Source organism: Ruegeria sp. CJ6 (assembly GCF_056536665.1).
The window spans coordinates 104,810-121,582 of the sequence record NZ_JBQFQB010000005.1; the positions used below are offsets into that span (position 1 = coordinate 104,810).

Consider the following 16,773-nt stretch of genomic DNA (forward strand, 5'->3'; position numbering starts at 1 on the left):
GTGTTGAATTCATTTAGAGCATCTGACGGCGCTTAGGGGAAGAACTAAACAAAGTTCAGGTGTTTTTATTGGCAAACTCGTGTGCCAATCCGCTACAGACCGGCATTTCGGAACCAGCGAACAATCGCATCCCGGTCTTCAGGTTCCATATAGGTCACGTTCGCGGGAGGCATGGCATGTGTGACGCCGGATTGCAGATAAATCTGCTGCGCGTTCTGAGCAATGTCAGCTTTTGTTTCCAGCAGGACACCTTTGGGTGCCCACAGGATGCCTTCCCAGACAGGCTCGCGCGCGTGGCACATAGAACAGCGACCCAGAACTATGTCCTGTGCTTCTTCAAAGCCATCCGCTGATGCGAATTTCTGTTCGTAGGGCGTTAGTTGCCGTGCTTCGGCCTCTTCCAACGGGTCGTTCATCGAAGCAGTCGACAACCACATGATGGTCATGAACAGCAAAGCCGTTACCAACCAGGTCCAGGTTGGGTTTCCAGCGCGCGCATGGCGGGTGTTGAAATAGTGCCGGATCGTGACACCCATCAGGAAGACCAGCGCGGCGATGATCCAATTGTACTCGGTCGCAAAAGCCAGCGGATAGTGGTTCGACAACATCAGAAACACGACCGGCAATGTCAGATAGTTGTTGTGGGTCGAACGCAGCTTGGCGATCTTGCCGAATTTCGGATCAGGTGTGCGCCCGTTCTTTAGATCGTCCACCACAATGCGCTGGTTTGGCATGATGATGAAAAACACATTTGCGGTCATGATTGTGGCCGTGAAGGCCCCCAGATGCAGCATCATCGCGCGACCGGTGAATATCTGGTTATAACCCCAGCCCATAATCACCAGCAGCACGAACAGAAGAACCATCAGCAATGTCGGACGCTCGCCCAATCCCGACTTGCAAAGAAAATCGTAGACCAGCCAACCGACAGTCAGCGAGGCAGCCGAGATCAATATGCCTTGCCATAGCGCCAGATCCGCCTTTTGGGCATCGATCAGATAGAGCTCTCCGCCTACCCAGTAGACGATCATCAGTAGCGCGGCACCGCTGAGCCATGTGGCGTAGCTTTCCCATTTAAACCAGGTCAGGTGGTCGGGCATACGCTCCGGAGCGACGAGATATTTCTGGATGTGATAGAATCCTCCGCCATGGACTTGCCATTCCTCGCCGTCCGCCGGTCCGGGGATATCGCGGTTCAAACCAAGATCCAGCGCGATGAAGTAGAAGGATGATCCGATCCAGGCAATCGCGGTGATAACGTGCAACCAGCGCACGCCAAAACCAATCCAATCCCAGAAAACGGCGAAGTCGTACATGCTTATGTCTCCGATTGCGTTGCGCCACACTAGGCAAACGGGCTTTTCTTCGGTATTCCCGTATATTGTCAAACTGTATCAAAAAAAACGATAAGATGTCCTATCTCGACAACATTCGAACCTTTGTCCGGGTCTATGACTTGGGCAGCATGTCAGCCGCCGGGCGGGATATGAGAATTTCACCTGCGGTGACGTCGGCGCGAATTTCGCAGTTGGAGGATCATCTGGGAGTGCGTCTGTTTCAGCGCACAACTCGGAACCTGACACCAACGGAGCAGGGGCGGGCGTTCTACCCCGGCGCGGTTGCGGTTCTGGATGCAGTTGATGAGGCAGAGGCCCAGGTCACGCATCTGACCGAAGCCCCCCGCGGGTCTCTGTTTGTTGCTGCGCCCTTGGGTGTCGGGCGCCGGTTATTGGCGCCTCATGTGCCTGATTTTCTGTCAGAATACCCTGAGATTGATGTGCGTCTAAGACTGACAGACCGCTCGGTTGATCTGACCACCGAAGGCTTGGATCTGGCTTTTTTCATCGGTCAACCCGAAGACAGCACATTGCGCATTCGCAAGATTGCGGATTGTCAGCGTGTGCTATGCGCGGCCCCTGATTACGTGAGCCGATGTGGGATGCCCGAAGCTGGATCCGATCTGATTTCAGGCAAGCATGAATGCTTGAACCTGCGCTTCCCCGGCGCGGCAGAGTTTCAGTGGATGCTGGAAACACCCGATGGCCCGAAACGATTTGCTGTCTCGGGCAGGTATGAATGTGACGATGGTGATGTTTTGACCGATTGGGCGCTGTCTGGGCAAGGTATTGCCATGAAACCCGTTTTTGAGGTGTCAGAGCATTTGAAGGCGGGGAGGCTGATCCCGGTGGCGATGAAGACGCCTCCGGTTCCCGTGCAAATGGCCTGCCTTTATACGCATCGTCGCCATCAGGACCCGAAGGCGCGGCTGTTTATGGATTTCATGATTGACCGGATCGGCAAAGTGGTTCGAAGCGCCGAAGTCTAGGGCTAGCTGCCCCGGTAAGTCGAATAGCCGTAGGGGGACAACAGCAGCGGAACGTGGTAGTGCGCGTCCGCATCGGACATGCCAAAGCGGATCGGCACCTGATCCAGAAACAGAGGATCATCGCCATCCTGACCCGTCGCGCGCAGGTAATCTCCGGCGAAGAATATCAGCTCATAAGTGCCGGTATTAAAGTCGTCCTGCGGTAAGATCGGGCTATTGGTTCGGCCATCCGCGTTGGTTTCCATCTCGACCAGTTTACGGTGCGAGTTCCCTGACACTTTGTAGAGCGCGATTTTCAACCCCTCAGCGGGGCAGCCGCGCGCCGTGTCGAGAACGTGGGTTGTCAGATAGCCAGCCAAGGGTCTCTCCTATGTGTTTCTTTTGGTGTGCCACAGTCTGGGCCAAACCGCAAAATGGTTGAAATGCCGAAAGAACTGGAAACAGTGTTCGGATTGATTTGATAATCAATGGACCGTTTCTGCGGTAAAGCTGTCAAAACACCTAATCGGACTGGAAGACCCTATGCAGCCGCCTCGTTACCCCCGCGATATGATCGGATACGGAGCCAACCCACCTGACGCCGCATGGCCCGGCGGTGCAAAACTGGCTGTGCAGATTGTGTTGAACTACGAAGAAGGTGGCGAAAACTGTGTTCTGCACGGGGACGCTGCGTCCGAGGCGTTCTTGTCCGAGATCGTTGGGGCGGCGCAGTGGCCGGGCCAGCGTCATTGGAACATGGAATCGATCTATGAATACGGCTCGCGGTCGGGGTTCTGGCGCCTGCATCGCTTGATGAAAGACCTACCGATCACCGTTTATGGTGTGGCTACCGCGTTAGCGCGTTCGCCGGATCAGGTTGCGGCGATGAAATCGGCAGGGTGGGAGATTGCCAGCCATGGCCTGAAATGGGTCGAGCACAAGGATATGCCCGAGGCGGAAGAACGGGCCCAGATCGCCGAAGCGATCCGTCTGCATGCCGAAGTTGTAGGGGATCGCCCGCGCGGCTGGTACACTGGGCGCTGTTCGGACAACACCGTGCGTCTGGTCGCCGAGGAAGGTGGCTTTGCTTATGTTGCCGATACCTATGCAGACGATCTACCCTACTGGATGCAAACCGGTGGTCGGGATCAGTTGATTGTTCCCTACACGCTGGATTGCAACGACATGCGCTTTGCGACGCCACAGGGGTTCAACGCCGGGGATCAGTTCTATTCATATCTGAAAGACAGTTTCGACGTGCTTTATGCGGAAGGCGAAGCTGGCGCTCCCAAGATGCTGTCGATCGGCTTGCACTGTCGCCTGATCGGGAGACCGGGTCGTGTTATGGCACTGAAACGATTTCTGGATTACGCGCGCGGGTTCTCGGACGTGTGGTTCGCGACGCGATTGCAGATTGCCGAGCATTGGGCCGAAAAGCACCCGGCGGCTGAGCGTCCACAACCCTCGCAAATGGGCCGCGAAGAATTCGTCTCTGCGTATGGAGGTATCTTCGAGCATTCCGCTTGGATCGCCGAGCGCGCCTATGATCTGGAATTGGGCGCGGCGCATGACACGGCAGGCGGATTACACAATGCTTTGACCCGCATGTTCCGGTCCGCCTCAACCGAGGAACGGTTGGGCGTTTTGACGGCCCACCCTGATCTGGCAGGCAAACTGGCGCAGGCTAAGCGGCTGACACAGGAAAGCACGTCCGAGCAAGCCTCGGCAGGGCTTGATGCGCTGACGGATGAGGAACGCGCCACCTTCACCGAACTGAACCAGCGCTATACGGAAAAATTCGGCTTTCCGTTCATCGTTGCCGTACGGGACCACAACAAGGCTTCGATCCTAAACGCATTCGAACGGCGCATCGAACAGGATCGCGAAACCGAGTTCGCCGAGGCCTGCCGACAGGTCGAGCGGATTGCCGAGTTCCGTCTTCGCGATGTGCTGCCCTCATGACACGGATTGTCGCTGAACCGATCTCGGCCGAAGCTTTCGCACCGTTTGGTGATCTGATTGATGTGTCAGGTGAGGCCGACAAGATCATCAACCAGGGCCAGTGCGGGCGGTATCATGATCGGGCAAGGCTGGATTTCGGTGATGCCCAAGCGGGCATCAGCCTGTTCAATGCAAACCCACGCGAACTGCCTTATCAGCTAGCGATGGTTGAGCGTCATCCCGACGGCAGCCAGGCGTTCATTCCGATGACTCACCAGCCCTTTCTCGTGATCGTCGCCCCGGATGAGGAGGGGCAACCGGGTCGTCCTCGCTCGTTCATTACACAGCCAGGACAGGCGGTGAACTATCACCGGGGAACATGGCACGGAGTCCTGACACCCTTGCATGGACCCGGTCTGTTCGCAGTCGTTGATCGGATCGGGGAAGGCCCGAACTTGGAGGAATACTGGTTCAGCACACCATACGAGGTGGTCAACCGCTGAAACCAGAACCGAAGCCGCCAGAGAAGCGGTAAGAACCCCATTGGATCTTAGGGAGGACAATGAGATCATGGCTGAAACTTCGATAGGGACGCCCGAACAGCTTCGGGACCCGAACTTCACACCCGCCTTGCACAAGGCGATACCGCTGGGCATTCAGCACGTTTTGGCGATGTTCGTCTCGAACGTGACACCGGCCATCATCGTGGCGGGTGCTGCCGGGTTTGGATTTGGGTCGAACTCCCCGGATTTTCCCGAACTGCTGTACCTGATCCAGATGTCGATGCTGTTTGCAGGGCTGGCGACACTGCTGCAGACTATCACGATTGGCCCGGTTGGAGCGGCTCTGCCGATTGTACAGGGAACGAGCTTTGCGTTTTTGCCCATCATGATCCCTCTGGTCGCCGGAAAAGGCGTGGATGCCTTAGGGGCGCTGTTTTGCGGTGTCCTGGTTGGCGGCTTGTTTCATGCCTTTCTTGGCCTCTTCATAGGCAAGATACGGTTTGCGCTTCCGCCGCTGGTCACCGGACTTGTCGTAACAATGATCGGTTTGGCGCTGGTCAAGGTCGGCATACAATACGCCGCTGGTGGTGTGCCTGCGATTGGAACTCCTGAGTATGGATCGCTGCTCAACTGGTCGGCTGCACTGGTTGTGGTTGTTGTGACGCTTGGCCTCAAGTTCTTTGCGCGCGGCATGCTGTCGGTGTCTGCCGTACTGGTCGGATTGGCGGTTGGTTACGTCTATGCTCTGATGGTCGGGATGGTGACGTTCGAGGCCATTGGCACAAGTTGGTCACGCGCCTCAGCTTTTGCTCTGCCCGTACCATTCAAATATGGGTTTGAGTTCTCTCTAGCCGCCGTGATCGGCTTTTGTCTCATGTCTTTCGTCTCGGCCATCGAGACCGTCGGTGACGTATCGGGAATCACCAAAGGTGGTGCAGGTCGCGAAGCAACCGACAAGGAAATCGCGGGCGCGACTTATGCAGATGGTTTCGGAACAGCGATTGCCGGTATGTTTGGCGGGTTTCCCAATACGTCCTTCAGCCAGAATGTCGGTTTGATTGCGATGACGGGCGTCATGAGCCGCCATGTCGTGACCTGTGGAGCTATCTTCCTGATCCTGTGTGGCCTTGTGCCAAAAGTCGGGGCAATTATCCGCACCGTGCCTATCGAAGTGCTGGGCGGTGGTGTGATCGTCATGTTCGGCATGGTGGTCGCGGCAGGTATCTCGATGCTGTCAGACGTGGATTGGAACCGTCGCAACATGGTGATCTTTGCGATTTCGCTGTCGATCGGTCTTGGGTTGCAGCTGGAACCCGGCGCGGTTCAGCACCTACCTGATACACTTCGTATCCTGATGACCAGCGGCCTGCTGCCCGCAGCGCTGATCGCCATTGTACTGAATTTGGTCCTGCCAGAAGAATTGGCCGAAGAATCGACTGAAGAGGTTTCAGGGGGTATGGCCGGTCACGGGGCGGGTAGCCTACCTCACGATTGAAGTCTTGAAGTAATCCGCAGCGTGCTTCAGCGCTGCGGATTACCCGGCGTTTGCCATCAGGCGCGCGACATCCAGCATGCGGGCTGAAAACCCCCATTCATTGTCGTACCAGCCAAAGACCCTGATCTGCCTCTCTCCAATCATGCGCGTCTCGGGCCCCGCCACTACCAGTGACTCAGGGCGGGACCGCAAATCAGATGACACCAAGGGCAAATCAGTCCAGCCCAGCACGTCAGAAGCTGCGACCGCGTCGCGAAACGCTTGTTCGAATTGATCTGCGCTCATGCCACGTTCTAGCGTGGCGACAAGATCAACGGCAGATACGCTGGCCGTCGGAACACGCACCGCGGCCCCCGACATACGACCGGCCAGGTCTGGCAAGACGATATCAATCAAATGCGTCGCGCTCGAGGTCGTGGGCACCATCGACAATGCCCCGGCGCGCGATCGGGCCAAATCCCCGCGTGGCGCATCGACCATCGGCTGGCTGTTTGTATAGCAGTGGATGGTGGTCATGTGCCCGGACACAAGCCCGCCGATTTCATCAATCAGCTTGACGAGCGGTGCCAGACCATTGGTGGTGCAGGATGCATTTGAAACGATCCGTGCGCTGCCCAATTGATCTTCGTTTGCCCCCAGTACCAGTGTGACTTCGGCAGCGGGTGAAGGGCCGGAAATCAACACTTTATCCGCCCCAGCAGTCAAGCCCCGGCTGGCCACGTCGGATGTTCGCGCGATGCCGGTGCAATCGAGCATGACATCGACGCCGGACAGATCGACCTGTGCCAAATCGGCGCTGTGAGACATCAGAATAACGCGGCCATCGATATTCAGTGCTTCACCTTCGGTCGTGACCGAACCCTGATAGGGGCCAAACGTGCTGTCATATTTGAACAGGTATGCGTATGTTTCCAGCGGTGCGATATCGTTGATCAGCACCAGTTCTACATCCGAATGCTGCGGCAGGCTTAAGACCTGACGCAGAATGGTGCGGCCGATACGACCGAATCCGTTGATCGCGAGTTTCATGCGCAAGCTATGGCAGGCAGATCAGGCGATCTCAATCAAAGTATTGTACCAATTTCAGTTGCAGCTGACCTGCGAAAAGAACTGGCCCGAAATGTTCTGGTACATGCTGGAATAGATCGCCTTGCAGCCGGTCGCCTTCTGTATCGCGGCCATTGCCTGGATGGTGCGAAGACGTGGCGGCGGGCCAAAGGGGTTCAGATTGTTATTATCCCGCGTCGCCCGATAAACCACAGGCGCGTCCGAGACCTGCGTCACCGCCCATGTGCGGCTCATGACGAAAACGGATTTGGTTTCTTCCTTGGCTGCGACCGGGGCGGCGTTGAACGCCGAAAGGCCAAGGGTGGCAACCAGTGCAATCATCGTACCGCGCAGTAACATCGAACAATCTCCAGTGCTGAAAACTCATTTGATTTCATCAGATTCCAGCGATTCTGTGAACCCCTTTACCAGAACTTGATCCGGTAAAGCCCTGATCGTCAGCTACCTAGACGGTACAGACAACGGCATGTGCCTATTCACATCCTTGTACAACAGATAGCGAAACCGTCCCGGTCCGCCTGCGTAACAGGCCTGTGGGCAGAAAGCGCGCAGCCACATGTAGTCACCGGCCTCGACCTCGACCCAATCCTGATTGAGCCGGTAAACAGCCTTGCCTTCAAGCACATAAAGGCCGTGTTCCATCACATGGGTTTCGGCAAAGGGAATCACGCCACCGGGTTCGAAATTGACGATGTTGACATGCATATCGTGACGCAGGTCCTGCGGATCGGTGAAGCGGGTGGTAGACCAGCGGCCTTCGGTGCCAGGCATTTCGTTGGGTACCACGTCGCGTTCATTGGTGATGATCGGGTCAGGGGCGGGCAGGCCGGGCACTGCATCATAAGCCTTGCGCACCCAATGGAACCGGGCAACTGAATCGCCATGGTTGTGCAGCGTCCAGTCGCTGCCCGGGGGGATATAGGCATATCCACCGATCTCAAGAACATGATCCGCTTCGTTCAGGGTCAGCGTGACGCTGCCCTCGACCACGAAGATCACCCCTTGCGCATTTGGATCGGTTTCGGGCGTATCGCTGCCACCGCCGGGCTGCACCTCCATTATGTATTGCGAGAATGTCTCGGCAAAACCACTCAGAGGCCGGGATAAGACCCAAAGACGTGTATTCTCCCAGAAAGGCAGAAAGCTGGTAACGATGTCGCGCATCGTGCCTTTGGGGATTACCGCATAGGCATCGGTGAACATGGCACGGTCGGTCAACAGTTGCTCTTGCCCCGGATGTCCGCCTGTCGGTGCATAATAGTTAGGATGTGTCATCAAATGCCTCTGCTTCGTCTGGGGACAATATGAGGCGATCTCACGGGCGGACCTAGCGCCCGCCTTGCGAAAGGTTTGTTCGGGATAATTTGAAGGTGGCCAAGTGGGGCTTGGCCGCACACGCATAGAGGTATATCTATGGACGTGAAAGTCATTCAAATCGGCGAGGCCCTTTGATGAAAGCCTTTGTTTACACAGCGCTGGTTGCTGCACTTTTTCTGGGGGTGGGTGGAATAGCACAGGCTAAACCACTTTCCCGAATCATCGCGGAAATGGGGTTGAGCCCCGCTGACTTTGAGGTGTTGAACGACACCTCAAACGCGTTGCTGTCGACGGGCACTCCATCCGTGGGGCAGGAGAGGGCTTGGCTCAATCAGGACACCGGCTCGAAGGGGACAATCCGCGTGCAAAGCGTTCAGGGCAATTGTGTGATACTTCAGCACTTTGTGCAGCCTGAAGGTGCTGCACAGGCCCGCGATATCAGAACGCGCCGCTGCAAGACCGCTGATGGGAACTGGATCCTGACACCTTAAAGGTCGGTGCCCTGGCCAGCACCCGAACTAGCACAGCTGCACCCTTGTGATTTGCTCCAGCTAATTTGACCGCAGGCCCCCTGCTGGGCATCGCATTGATGCTGGACCGGGCTCAATTTGCGTGAATGACGTTCCGTCACTTAGCTGGACACGCTCATGGCCACTAAGCCATCCTCGGACCAAAGCCAAAGACCCGCATTGCGCCACAGGGAAGGAATAGACATGACCATGACTTTCGGATTGCGTGAGGAAAACCGCGCCCTGTTACAGCGGGTGAGAGATATGATTCACGACGAGGTCATGCCGCTTGAAGATGAGTATCAGGCAGAAATCAATAAAGGCGATCGTTGGAAATATACCGAGCGACAGGCCGAGATTCTCGAGGGGCTGAAAGCCAAGGCCAAGGCGGCGGGGCTTTGGAACTTCTGGCTGACAGACAGCGACAAAGGTTTTGGCCTCAGTACAGTTGAATACGCCTATTTCGCCGAGGAGATGGGCAAGACGCCCTTGGGGGCCGAAGTTTTCAACTGCTCCGCGCCCGATACAGGGAATATGGAGGTGTTTGAACGCTACGGGTCAGACGCGATGAAAGAGCAGTGGCTGAAGCCTTTGCTCGACGGGCAGATTCGCTCGGCCTATCTGATGACCGAGCCCGATGTGGCCTCATCAGATGCCACCAACATTTCGATGTCCTGCGTGCGGGACGGGGCCGACTATGTTCTGAACGGCGAAAAATGGTGGTCGTCTGGGGCGGGCGATCCGCGTTGCAAGGTCTATATCGTGATGGTCAAAACCGGCGGGGACGATCTGCCAAAGCACCAGCGCCAGTCGATGATCGTGGTCCCAGCAGACGCGCCGGGTATTGAGGTATTGCGCCCGATGGAGGTCTATGGCCACGACGATGCGCCCCATGGTCACATGCACATCCGTTTCACAGAAGTTCGGGTCCCGGCCGAAAACATTCTACTGGGTGAAGGGCGCGGGTTCGAGATCGCGCAGGGGCGCTTGGGGCCGGGCCGTATTCACCATTGCATGCGCGCGATTGGTCAGGCCGAGTCTGCGCTGGAGCAGATGTGCAAGCGTTCACTACAGCGCCAGGCGTTTGGGAAGAAACTGGCGCAGCTGGGGGCAAACTACGACATCATCGCCGAATGTCGGATGGAGATCGAAATGGCCCGTTTGCTGTGCCTCAAGGCCGCCTGGTACATGGATCAGGGCGATGCACGGGCGGCGGCCCCATGGATCAGCCAGATCAAGGTCGTTGCCCCCAAGGTCGCGCTGAAGGTAATCGATGAGGCCGTGCAAATGTTCGGCGCACAGGGGATCAGTCAGGATACGCCCTTGGCAAATGCATGGACCCATGTGCGCACCCTGCGTCTGGCGGATGGGCCGGACGCAGTGCATCGCCGTCAGGTCGCTCGCGTCGAGTTGAAGAAATACACGCAGGAAAAAGTCTGAGGCGACAGAACCACAATGACATCGGATGTGTTGGGGCAGGCGTATTTCCACCAAAATGCGCAGGGTGTGTTTGTCGGAAATGACCCCGCGCGCGGACCTTGGTCGGCCGATCATTGCCATGCTGGGCCAGTCAGCGGATTGATCGTGCGGGCGGCAGAAACCGAAGTCGGCCCTGAGAAGATGTTGACCCGGTTGACCGTCGATCTGCTGCGTCCATTGCCTCTGGCTGGTTTGCGAGTCGCGGCAGAGACGACACGCCATACCAAGACGCTGGCGACCACACGGGTCACCGTACATGATCTGGACGACACGCTTTGCGCCACCGCCACAACCATGCATATGGTGCGCAAAGACCTTGGGGCCGTGCCTAATGTCAAACTGCCCGCGCCCAGGGTCGAAGATATGGTCGATGGCCCGTTCCCGATCGGTGAGATGCGCCATCAGTTGCCCGGTTTTGCCCATCACTCCCAGATCGGCTATCCCGCTGATGGCAACCAAGGGGCAGGTCCGAAAACCGTCTGGATGCGCACACCTGCCTTGCTGGAAGGAGAGGACCCATCGCCGATCCAAGCGCTCTGCCCGCTTGCAGATTGCGGCAATGGCATATCGTGGAACGCGCCCACATCTGAGATGGGTTTCATGAATACCGACCTGACTGTGCAAGTCCACCGCGAGCCTGTCTCGGACTGGCTGGCCTCTGACTCGATCTCGCACTGGCAACCCTCGGGGATCGGTATGTCGCAGTCAGTTCTTTTTGATACACAGGGGCCAGTTGGGACGGCTTTGCAGACATTGGTCTTGTTCCCGCCGGAGTAAATGGCGGGATTCTGCAGCCTGGAGTTTAGTCGGATTGCCGATACCCGCTGCGCATTCTATCTTTGCAACATGCGCTGGCTTGCCTTCTCCTTGACCTGCCTTCTGCCGATACCGGCACTGGCCCATCCCCATGTTTTTATCGACACGGGGCTAGAATTCATGGTCGATGACGCAGGCAACCTGACCCATGTGCGTGTGACCTGGGCCTATGATGAGTTCTATTCATTGCTGGTTCTCGAAGACATGCGACTGGATCAGGATGCTGATGGCGTGCTGACCGAGGCCGAAGAGCAGTTTTTAAGCGGCTTCGACGCGCAGTGGGTCGAAGGTTACAATGGCGATCTGGTCATCCGCATGGGCGAAAATGTGATCCCGCTCTCTGGCCCGCTTGAGCCGCAGGCCACGACCGAGGATGCCCGCATCGTGACCACACATCTGCGCGCGATCGAAGGAGACCCCGTTCCCGCGGATGCGCTGTCGATCAAAGCGTTTGATGAGAGCTTTTATACCGCATACGAAGTGACCCGCCCGGTTCTGGTTTCAGGCCCCACGACTTGTAATATCGAACGCAACGATCCGGATATCGACAACGAACTGGCCCAGATGCAGACTTTTTTGCTGACGCTGGATGCCGAGTATGACCTTGAAGAAAATGATATCCCTCTGGTCGGTGAGAAATTCGCAACCGAGATTCGGCTTTCATGTCCAAATACCTGATCGTTCCCGTTGCCATCGCCTGCGGGGTGCTGCTGTGGTTCTGGGGCAGCGGTGGTTTTGACCATCTGGCCGCTTGGGCTGCCGGAGAGCAGCGCGAATTCCAGAACCAGATCGCCCGCGCCCTGCGCGCAGCACGCGCCGAGCAGCCCGAAGCTGTGGCAACGCTACTGACGGTCTGTTTTGCATATGGGTTTTTTCATGCCATCGGACCGGGCCATGGCAAGGTTCTGATCGGAGGATACGGGCTTGGCCGTCGTGTCGCGTTTTGGCGGTTGTCTGCAATCAGTGTCCTGTCGAGCCTAGGGCAAGCAGTGACGGCGGTTGTGCTGGTTTATGCCGGGGTATTGGTATTCCAGATGTCACGCGAGTCGCTTGTAGGCACGACCGAACAGGTCATGGCACCGATCAGCTACGGCGCAATTGCCGCTATAGGCCTGTGGCTGGTTTTTCGCGCCATCCGCAGTTTTGCGCGGCGTCACAAAAACCAGGCCTCTCAAACGCACGACCACCATCACCATGCGCATGATCACGACCACCATCATCACGACCACGAGGTTTGCGCTGACTGCGGCCACCGCCACGGCCCGACGGCCGAAGAAGTCGCTCAGGTCGGCAGCTTGCGCGAGGCGTTGATCCTGATCGCTGGTATAGCCGCACGCCCCTGTACCGGCGCGTTATTCGTGCTGATCCTGACATGGCAGATGGGTATCGCAATGGTCGGCATCGCGGGCGCATTCGCCATGGCTTTAGGCACCGCAACCGTCACCACTTTGGTCGGTTGGACATCCTTTGGGTTGCGCGGCGGGTTGCTGGCCTCAGCCTCGGCTACGCGCTTTGCATCGGTACTGGCCCCGACCATCGAACTGGTTGCGGGTCTTATCATCGCCGTGATTGCAAGCGGGCTGCTACTGCGGGCCTTGTAGACTTAGCCAAACACCGGTTCGGGATATCCTACCCGTGCCAGATACAATCCTTGCGGCGGGCATACCGGCCCACAGGCCGCTCGGTCAACCGCCTCAAGCGCATCGCGAACGTCCTCAGGCGTCCATGCCCCAGCCCCCACACGCTCCAACGTGCCAACAAAGCTACGTACCTGATTGTGCAGGAACGATCGGGCGCGAACATGGAAGTGGATTTCGGCCCCCGAGAAGCCCTGAACCTGTTCCAGCCGCAACTCATCCAGTGTTTTGACCGGGCTGGCGGCCTGACAGATGGATGAACGGAAGGTGGTGAAGTCATGTCGCCCGATCAGCATATCCGCCCCGGCCTGCATCGCTGCAACGTCCAGAGAATGATTGATCTGCCAGACCTGCCCCTTGTCGTGGGTTGCAGGTGCGCGACGCATCAGGATACGGAACAGATATTGCCGCTCAAGCGCCGAAAACCGCGCGTGCCAATCATCATCCACTCGTGCAGCTTGCACGATCGCGACAGGCTGCGGTTTGAGGTGATAATTCAACGCCTCGGACAGGCGGAATGGGTCCCATTCTTTGACCAGATCGCAATGCGCCACTTGTCCTAGCGCGTGAACCCCCGCGTCGGTACGACCGGCGGCGGCGATTGTGTGGTCTCCGGGTTCGATCCGCGAAAGCGCTAGTTCGATCGCGCCCTGAACCGAAGGCAGCTCCTTTTGCCGCTGCCATCCGGCAAACGGTTCCCCTTGGTATTCGACTTGCAGCGCGTATCTGGGCATGGGGCGCTGGTATCGCGCCTTGGTCGGACGGGCAAGGGGGCGAAAGCTCTGGCAAGTGCCGCAACCGCTACCTATCTTGGGCAAAACGATAATTGCGGGGCGACAGCTTGGTCATCTCATCTTTGGCAGACAGTCTGGTGCGCGGCGTCGAATCCGTGGGTGACCGTGTGTCTGAGACATTCTTCGAACCGGTCATCCGGCTGGGCGTCACGGGATTGGCGCGGTCGGGTAAGACGGTGTTCATCACATCTCTGGTCGCCAACCTGCTGGATCGGGGCCGCATGACCGGTCTTGTGGCGCAGCAAGAGGGGCGTGTCACCGCCAGTTATCTGCAGCCGCAACCCGACGACACCGTGCCCCGGTTCGATTTCGAATCCCATCTGTCCGCGTTGACCGGACCAGCGCCGCACTGGCCGGACAGCACGCGTGCTGTTTCCGAGTTACGCCTGTCCTTCAAAGTCCAGCCCGCAGGTCTGCTTTCGGGATTGCAGGGCCCTCGAACATTGCATCTGGATATTGTGGACTATCCGGGTGAGTGGCTGCTGGATCTGGCCCTACTGGACAAACCCTATGAAGATTGGTCGCGGGACACGCTGGAGCATATTTCGAAACGTCGACAAGCCGAGGCATTTCTGGCAAAGGTTCAGGCGACCGACCCAACCGCGCCACATGATGAGCCGCAGGCGCAGGACCTCGCCCGCAGCTTCACCGATTACCTTAAAGCCGCGCGTGATGCTGGTTTCTATGACTGCACTCCCGGTCGGTTCCTTCTGCCGGGCGATCTGGCTGGGTCTCCTGTGCTGACATTCGCGCCGCTCCCGGTGTCGGGGTCGTCAATTCGGCGTTCACTACACCGCGAGATGGAGCGGCGGTACGAGGCGTACAAATCGCGTGTGGTCAAACCTTTCTTTCGCGACCACTTTGCCCGGATCGACCGGCAGATCGTTCTGGTAGATGCGTTGGGGGCAATCCATAAAGGCCCGCAAGCGGTCGAGGATATGCGCCGCGCGATGGCCGATATCCTGTCGGCCTTCCGCCCCGGTCGCAACGCATGGCTCAACAGGCTGCTGCTTGGCAAGCGGGTCGAGCGTATCCTATTTGCGGCCACCAAAGCGGACCATCTGCACCATCTGCAGCACCCGCGCCTGACCGCGATCATTGAGGCCCTGACCCGTGAGGCCCGCGACCGCGCCAGCTTTGCCGGGGCTGAAACTGCGGCCTTATCGTTGGCTTCACTTCGGACAACGACGGAAGAGATGCGCAGCCATAACGGCGTAGAACTGCCATGTGTGCGCGGCACTCTGCTAGATAGCGGTAAGCAGGCGGCCTTTTACCCCGGTGATTTGCCAGAGGACCCTGCCCATCTGCTGGGCCCCGCGCGCAATGGGGCCGAGCGATGGCTGGGCGAGGACTATGGCAATATGGCCTTTGCACCCGCACATTTGACCCTGAATCCCGGTGACGGTCCGCCACATATTCGGCTGGACCGGGCTGCGCAGTTTCTGATCGGAGACCGGCTGTGAACGTGATCCTTCGCCCCGCTCGCAGTACCGATGCCGGAACCACAGGCGCTATTCTGCACGGGTTCGCCCGCGAAAACGACTGGATGCCTGAGCTGCATTCTGAGGCCGAGACCATTGCGTTTTGCGGCAGGATGATTGATCTCGGCTGGGTCACGGTGGCCGAAAAGCAAGGGCAGGTGGCCGGATTTCTGGCGTTGAATGGGGACGAAGTGCAGTCGCTCTATCTGGCGGCCTCGGCGCGCGGGCAGGGGATCGGGCAGCAATTGCTGGATCGCGCCAAAGCGCAGCGTCCCACGCTCAACTTGTATGCGTTTCAGGCCAATCCTTCCGCATGCCGGTTCTATGAGCGTAACGGCTTTGTTGAGGTTGCACGCGGCGATGGCTCCAAGAACGACGAAAACCTGCCCGACATCAAGTATGTCTGGACACGCGAGGAGAGGGGCGATGGCTAAGGGACCGGTTCTGATTGATCTGGAAGACGACGCCGAGGCAGTTGATGTCTCGACCGCGCCTCCTGTTCCGGACATCGCGCCCCCGCAGGGGCAGGCGATGCAGGCAGCGGTACGATTTGCAGCGCGGAAACCTTCGGTTTTAGCGCGTTGGTTCTGGGGGCTGACATTAGCCGTTGTGGGGGCGGTGGTCTCGGTCGCCGCATGGGATTTCGCCATCTCTCTGCTGGAACGCGCACCAATTCTGGGTTGGATCGTCACCGGTCTGATCGCTGCGCTTTTGCTGGTCGTCCTGATCATTGCACTGCGCGAGTTGGCCGCAATCAGCCGTCTGTCTCGCGTCGATGGGCTGCGGCGCGCGGCGGACACAGCTTTATCAGACGAGGACTTGCCGCAAGCCCGCGCTGTAACCACACGGCTGATTGCGTTCTATAAGGGACGCGATGAAACACGCTGGGGTCGCGACCGTTTGACCGAACGCATGGGAGAGCAATTCGATGCGGCAACCCTGCTGAGCTTGGCCGAAGACGAATTGCTGGCCCCGCTGGACGCTGCTGCCAGCCGCGAGGTCGAGGCCGCAGCCCGGCAGGTTGCCACCGTTACCGCTTTGGTTCCGCTCGCGCTGGCCGATGTCGCGACCGCGCTGGCAAGCTCATTGCGAATGATCCGACGTATTGCCGAAATCTATGGCGGTCGCGCAGGTTTCTTGGGCAGTTGGCGACTGACCCGCGCCGTATTCGTGCATTTGGTGGCAACGGGTGCAGTAGCGGTTGGGGATGATCTGCTGGAACCGATATTGGGCGGCTCAGTCCTCAGCAAACTGTCCCGCCGGTTCGGCGAGGGGCTGGTCAACGGCGCGCTCACCGCCCGTGTTGGTGTTGCCGCGATGGAGGTCTGCCGCCCGCTGCCTTTCTCGAAACGCCACCAGCCCTCGACCCGTGGCATGATCAAACGCGCGCTCAGCGGGTTGTTCTCCAGGACTTGATCTGGCGCAAGG

At 58.2% G+C, this 16,773-nt stretch carries 18 protein-coding genes; 12 read left to right on the forward strand and 6 right to left on the reverse strand.

Annotation, left to right across the window (positions count from 1 at the left end):
- Positions 1-92 precede the first annotated feature (92 nt).
- Positions 93-1,316, reverse strand: coding sequence for a urate hydroxylase PuuD (locus tag ACR0BT_RS15260; RefSeq protein WP_170511449.1), 1,224 nt, complete (start codon positions 1,314-1,316; stop codon positions 93-95).
- 95 nt (positions 1,317-1,411) lie between these two features.
- Between ACR0BT_RS15260 and ACR0BT_RS15265 the strand changes: the two genes are divergently transcribed.
- The gene (locus ACR0BT_RS15265; protein ID WP_170511345.1) at positions 1,412-2,326 is read left to right on the forward strand and encodes a LysR family transcriptional regulator; all 915 of its coding nucleotides are present in this window, start codon (positions 1,412-1,414) and stop codon (positions 2,324-2,326) included.
- A 2-nt stretch (positions 2,327-2,328) separates the two neighbouring features.
- Here the strand turns inward: ACR0BT_RS15265 and uraH are convergent, their stop codons facing one another.
- Complete coding sequence (gene uraH, locus ACR0BT_RS15270) at positions 2,329-2,685, reverse strand: hydroxyisourate hydrolase (RefSeq protein ID WP_170397467.1); 357 nt, start codon at positions 2,683-2,685, stop codon at positions 2,329-2,331.
- A gap of 163 nt (positions 2,686-2,848) precedes the next feature.
- On the opposite strand from uraH, the gene puuE reads away from it, so the two are divergent.
- The 3 genes from puuE to ACR0BT_RS15285 all read left to right on the forward strand — a co-directional run bounded on the left by puuE (position 2,849) and on the right by ACR0BT_RS15285 (position 6,244).
- Positions 2,849-4,267, forward strand: coding sequence for an allantoinase PuuE (puuE, locus tag ACR0BT_RS15275; protein ID WP_480758393.1), 1,419 nt, complete (start codon positions 2,849-2,851; stop codon positions 4,265-4,267).
- Complete coding sequence (locus tag ACR0BT_RS15280; RefSeq protein ID WP_480763531.1) at positions 4,264-4,749, forward strand: ureidoglycolate lyase; 486 nt, start codon at positions 4,264-4,266, stop codon at positions 4,747-4,749. Before puuE ends, ACR0BT_RS15280 begins: the two co-directional genes overlap by 4 nt.
- 67 nt (positions 4,750-4,816) lie before the next feature.
- Positions 4,817-6,244, forward strand: coding sequence for a nucleobase:cation symporter-2 family protein (locus tag ACR0BT_RS15285; RefSeq protein WP_170511354.1), 1,428 nt, complete (start codon positions 4,817-4,819; stop codon positions 6,242-6,244).
- Positions 6,245-6,283: 39 nt separating this feature from the next.
- Here the strand turns inward: ACR0BT_RS15285 and ACR0BT_RS15290 are convergent, their stop codons facing one another.
- From ACR0BT_RS15290 to ACR0BT_RS15300, 3 genes are all read right to left on the reverse strand, one after another.
- A complete protein-coding gene (locus tag ACR0BT_RS15290; RefSeq protein WP_480763532.1) occupies positions 6,284-7,273 on the reverse strand; it encodes a type I glyceraldehyde-3-phosphate dehydrogenase in 990 nt (329 codons plus the stop codon).
- A gap of 54 nt (positions 7,274-7,327) precedes the next feature.
- Positions 7,328-7,651, reverse strand: coding sequence for a hypothetical protein (locus ACR0BT_RS15295; RefSeq protein ID WP_170397457.1), 324 nt, complete (start codon positions 7,649-7,651; stop codon positions 7,328-7,330).
- Positions 7,652-7,753: 102 nt separating this feature from the next.
- Positions 7,754-8,587: a bifunctional allantoicase/(S)-ureidoglycine aminohydrolase gene (locus ACR0BT_RS15300; protein ID WP_170511358.1), complete on the reverse strand. Its 834-nt coding sequence runs from the start codon at positions 8,585-8,587 to the stop codon at positions 7,754-7,756.
- A 176-nt stretch (positions 8,588-8,763) separates the two neighbouring features.
- Here ACR0BT_RS15300 and ACR0BT_RS15305 point away from each other — a divergent pair, with 176 nt between their 5' ends.
- The 5 genes from ACR0BT_RS15305 to ACR0BT_RS15325 all read left to right on the forward strand — a co-directional run bounded on the left by ACR0BT_RS15305 (position 8,764) and on the right by ACR0BT_RS15325 (position 13,034).
- Entirely contained in the window at positions 8,764-9,120 is a 357-nt protein-coding gene (locus ACR0BT_RS15305; RefSeq protein ID WP_170404458.1) for a hypothetical protein, read from the forward strand.
- 222 nt (positions 9,121-9,342) lie between these two features.
- Positions 9,343-10,578 (forward strand): acyl-CoA dehydrogenase family protein, encoded by a 1,236-nt coding sequence (locus ACR0BT_RS15310; protein WP_480763533.1) that lies wholly within the window; start codon positions 9,343-9,345, stop codon positions 10,576-10,578.
- Between the two features lie 15 nt (positions 10,579-10,593).
- Positions 10,594-11,394, forward strand: coding sequence for a thioesterase family protein (locus ACR0BT_RS15315; protein WP_170404452.1), 801 nt, complete (start codon positions 10,594-10,596; stop codon positions 11,392-11,394).
- Positions 11,395-11,463: 69 nt separating this feature from the next.
- Positions 11,464-12,111, forward strand: coding sequence for a DUF1007 family protein (locus tag ACR0BT_RS15320; RefSeq protein WP_480763535.1), 648 nt, complete (start codon positions 11,464-11,466; stop codon positions 12,109-12,111).
- Positions 12,096-13,034, forward strand: coding sequence for a nickel/cobalt transporter (locus tag ACR0BT_RS15325; RefSeq protein ID WP_480612719.1), 939 nt, complete (start codon positions 12,096-12,098; stop codon positions 13,032-13,034). The genes ACR0BT_RS15320 and ACR0BT_RS15325 overlap by 16 nt, the downstream gene beginning before the upstream one ends.
- A gap of 2 nt (positions 13,035-13,036) precedes the next feature.
- On the opposite strand, the gene truA is transcribed toward ACR0BT_RS15325, so the two are convergent.
- A complete protein-coding gene (truA, locus tag ACR0BT_RS15330) occupies positions 13,037-13,804 on the reverse strand; it encodes a tRNA pseudouridine(38-40) synthase TruA (RefSeq protein ID WP_480763536.1) in 768 nt (255 codons plus the stop codon).
- 107 nt (positions 13,805-13,911) lie between these two features.
- Here truA and ACR0BT_RS15335 point away from each other — a divergent pair, with 107 nt between their 5' ends.
- Genes ACR0BT_RS15335 through ACR0BT_RS15345 form a run of 3 tightly spaced genes read left to right on the forward strand, consistent with a single transcriptional unit; the run spans position 13,912 to position 16,761 of the window.
- Positions 13,912-15,327, forward strand: a complete 1,416-nt coding sequence (locus ACR0BT_RS15335) for a YcjX family GTP-binding protein (protein WP_480763538.1) — start codon at positions 13,912-13,914, stop codon at positions 15,325-15,327.
- Positions 15,324-15,779 (forward strand): N-acetyltransferase family protein, encoded by a 456-nt coding sequence (locus ACR0BT_RS15340; RefSeq protein WP_480763539.1) that lies wholly within the window; start codon positions 15,324-15,326, stop codon positions 15,777-15,779. The genes ACR0BT_RS15335 and ACR0BT_RS15340 overlap by 4 nt, the downstream gene beginning before the upstream one ends.
- Positions 15,772-16,761: a YcjF family protein gene (locus ACR0BT_RS15345; protein WP_480763540.1), complete on the forward strand. Its 990-nt coding sequence runs from the start codon at positions 15,772-15,774 to the stop codon at positions 16,759-16,761. Before ACR0BT_RS15340 ends, ACR0BT_RS15345 begins: the two co-directional genes overlap by 8 nt.
- The last annotated feature ends 12 nt before the right edge of the window (positions 16,762-16,773 follow it).

Excerpts from the sequence above, each read along its gene's own strand:
- ACR0BT_RS15260 (WP_170511449.1), bottom strand. The coding sequence starts at position 1,316 with ATGTACGACTTCGCCGTTTTCTGGGATTGGATTGGTTTTGGCGTGCGC.
- ACR0BT_RS15265 (WP_170511345.1), top strand. The coding sequence starts at position 1,412 with ATGTCCTATCTCGACAACATTCGAACCTTTGTCCGGGTCTATGACTTG.
- puuE (WP_480758393.1), top strand. The coding sequence starts at position 2,849 with ATGCAGCCGCCTCGTTACCCCCGCGATATGATCGGATACGGAGCCAAC.
- ACR0BT_RS15280 (WP_480763531.1), top strand. The coding sequence starts at position 4,264 with ATGACACGGATTGTCGCTGAACCGATCTCGGCCGAAGCTTTCGCACCG.
- ACR0BT_RS15285 (WP_170511354.1), top strand. The coding sequence starts at position 4,817 with ATGGCTGAAACTTCGATAGGGACGCCCGAACAGCTTCGGGACCCGAAC.
- ACR0BT_RS15290 (WP_480763532.1), bottom strand. The coding sequence starts at position 7,273 with ATGAAACTCGCGATCAACGGATTCGGTCGTATCGGCCGCACCATTCTG.
- ACR0BT_RS15295 (WP_170397457.1), bottom strand. The coding sequence starts at position 7,651 with ATGTTACTGCGCGGTACGATGATTGCACTGGTTGCCACCCTTGGCCTT.
- ACR0BT_RS15300 (WP_170511358.1), bottom strand. The coding sequence starts at position 8,587 with ATGACACATCCTAACTATTATGCACCGACAGGCGGACATCCGGGGCAA.
- ACR0BT_RS15305 (WP_170404458.1), top strand. The coding sequence starts at position 8,764 with ATGAAAGCCTTTGTTTACACAGCGCTGGTTGCTGCACTTTTTCTGGGG.
- ACR0BT_RS15310 (WP_480763533.1), top strand. The coding sequence starts at position 9,343 with ATGACCATGACTTTCGGATTGCGTGAGGAAAACCGCGCCCTGTTACAG.
- ACR0BT_RS15315 (WP_170404452.1), top strand. The coding sequence starts at position 10,594 with ATGACATCGGATGTGTTGGGGCAGGCGTATTTCCACCAAAATGCGCAG.
- ACR0BT_RS15320 (WP_480763535.1), top strand. The coding sequence starts at position 11,464 with ATGCGCTGGCTTGCCTTCTCCTTGACCTGCCTTCTGCCGATACCGGCA.
- ACR0BT_RS15325 (WP_480612719.1), top strand. The coding sequence starts at position 12,096 with ATGTCCAAATACCTGATCGTTCCCGTTGCCATCGCCTGCGGGGTGCTG.
- truA (WP_480763536.1), bottom strand. The coding sequence starts at position 13,804 with ATGCCCAGATACGCGCTGCAAGTCGAATACCAAGGGGAACCGTTTGCC.
- ACR0BT_RS15345 (WP_480763540.1), top strand. The coding sequence starts at position 15,772 with ATGGCTAAGGGACCGGTTCTGATTGATCTGGAAGACGACGCCGAGGCA.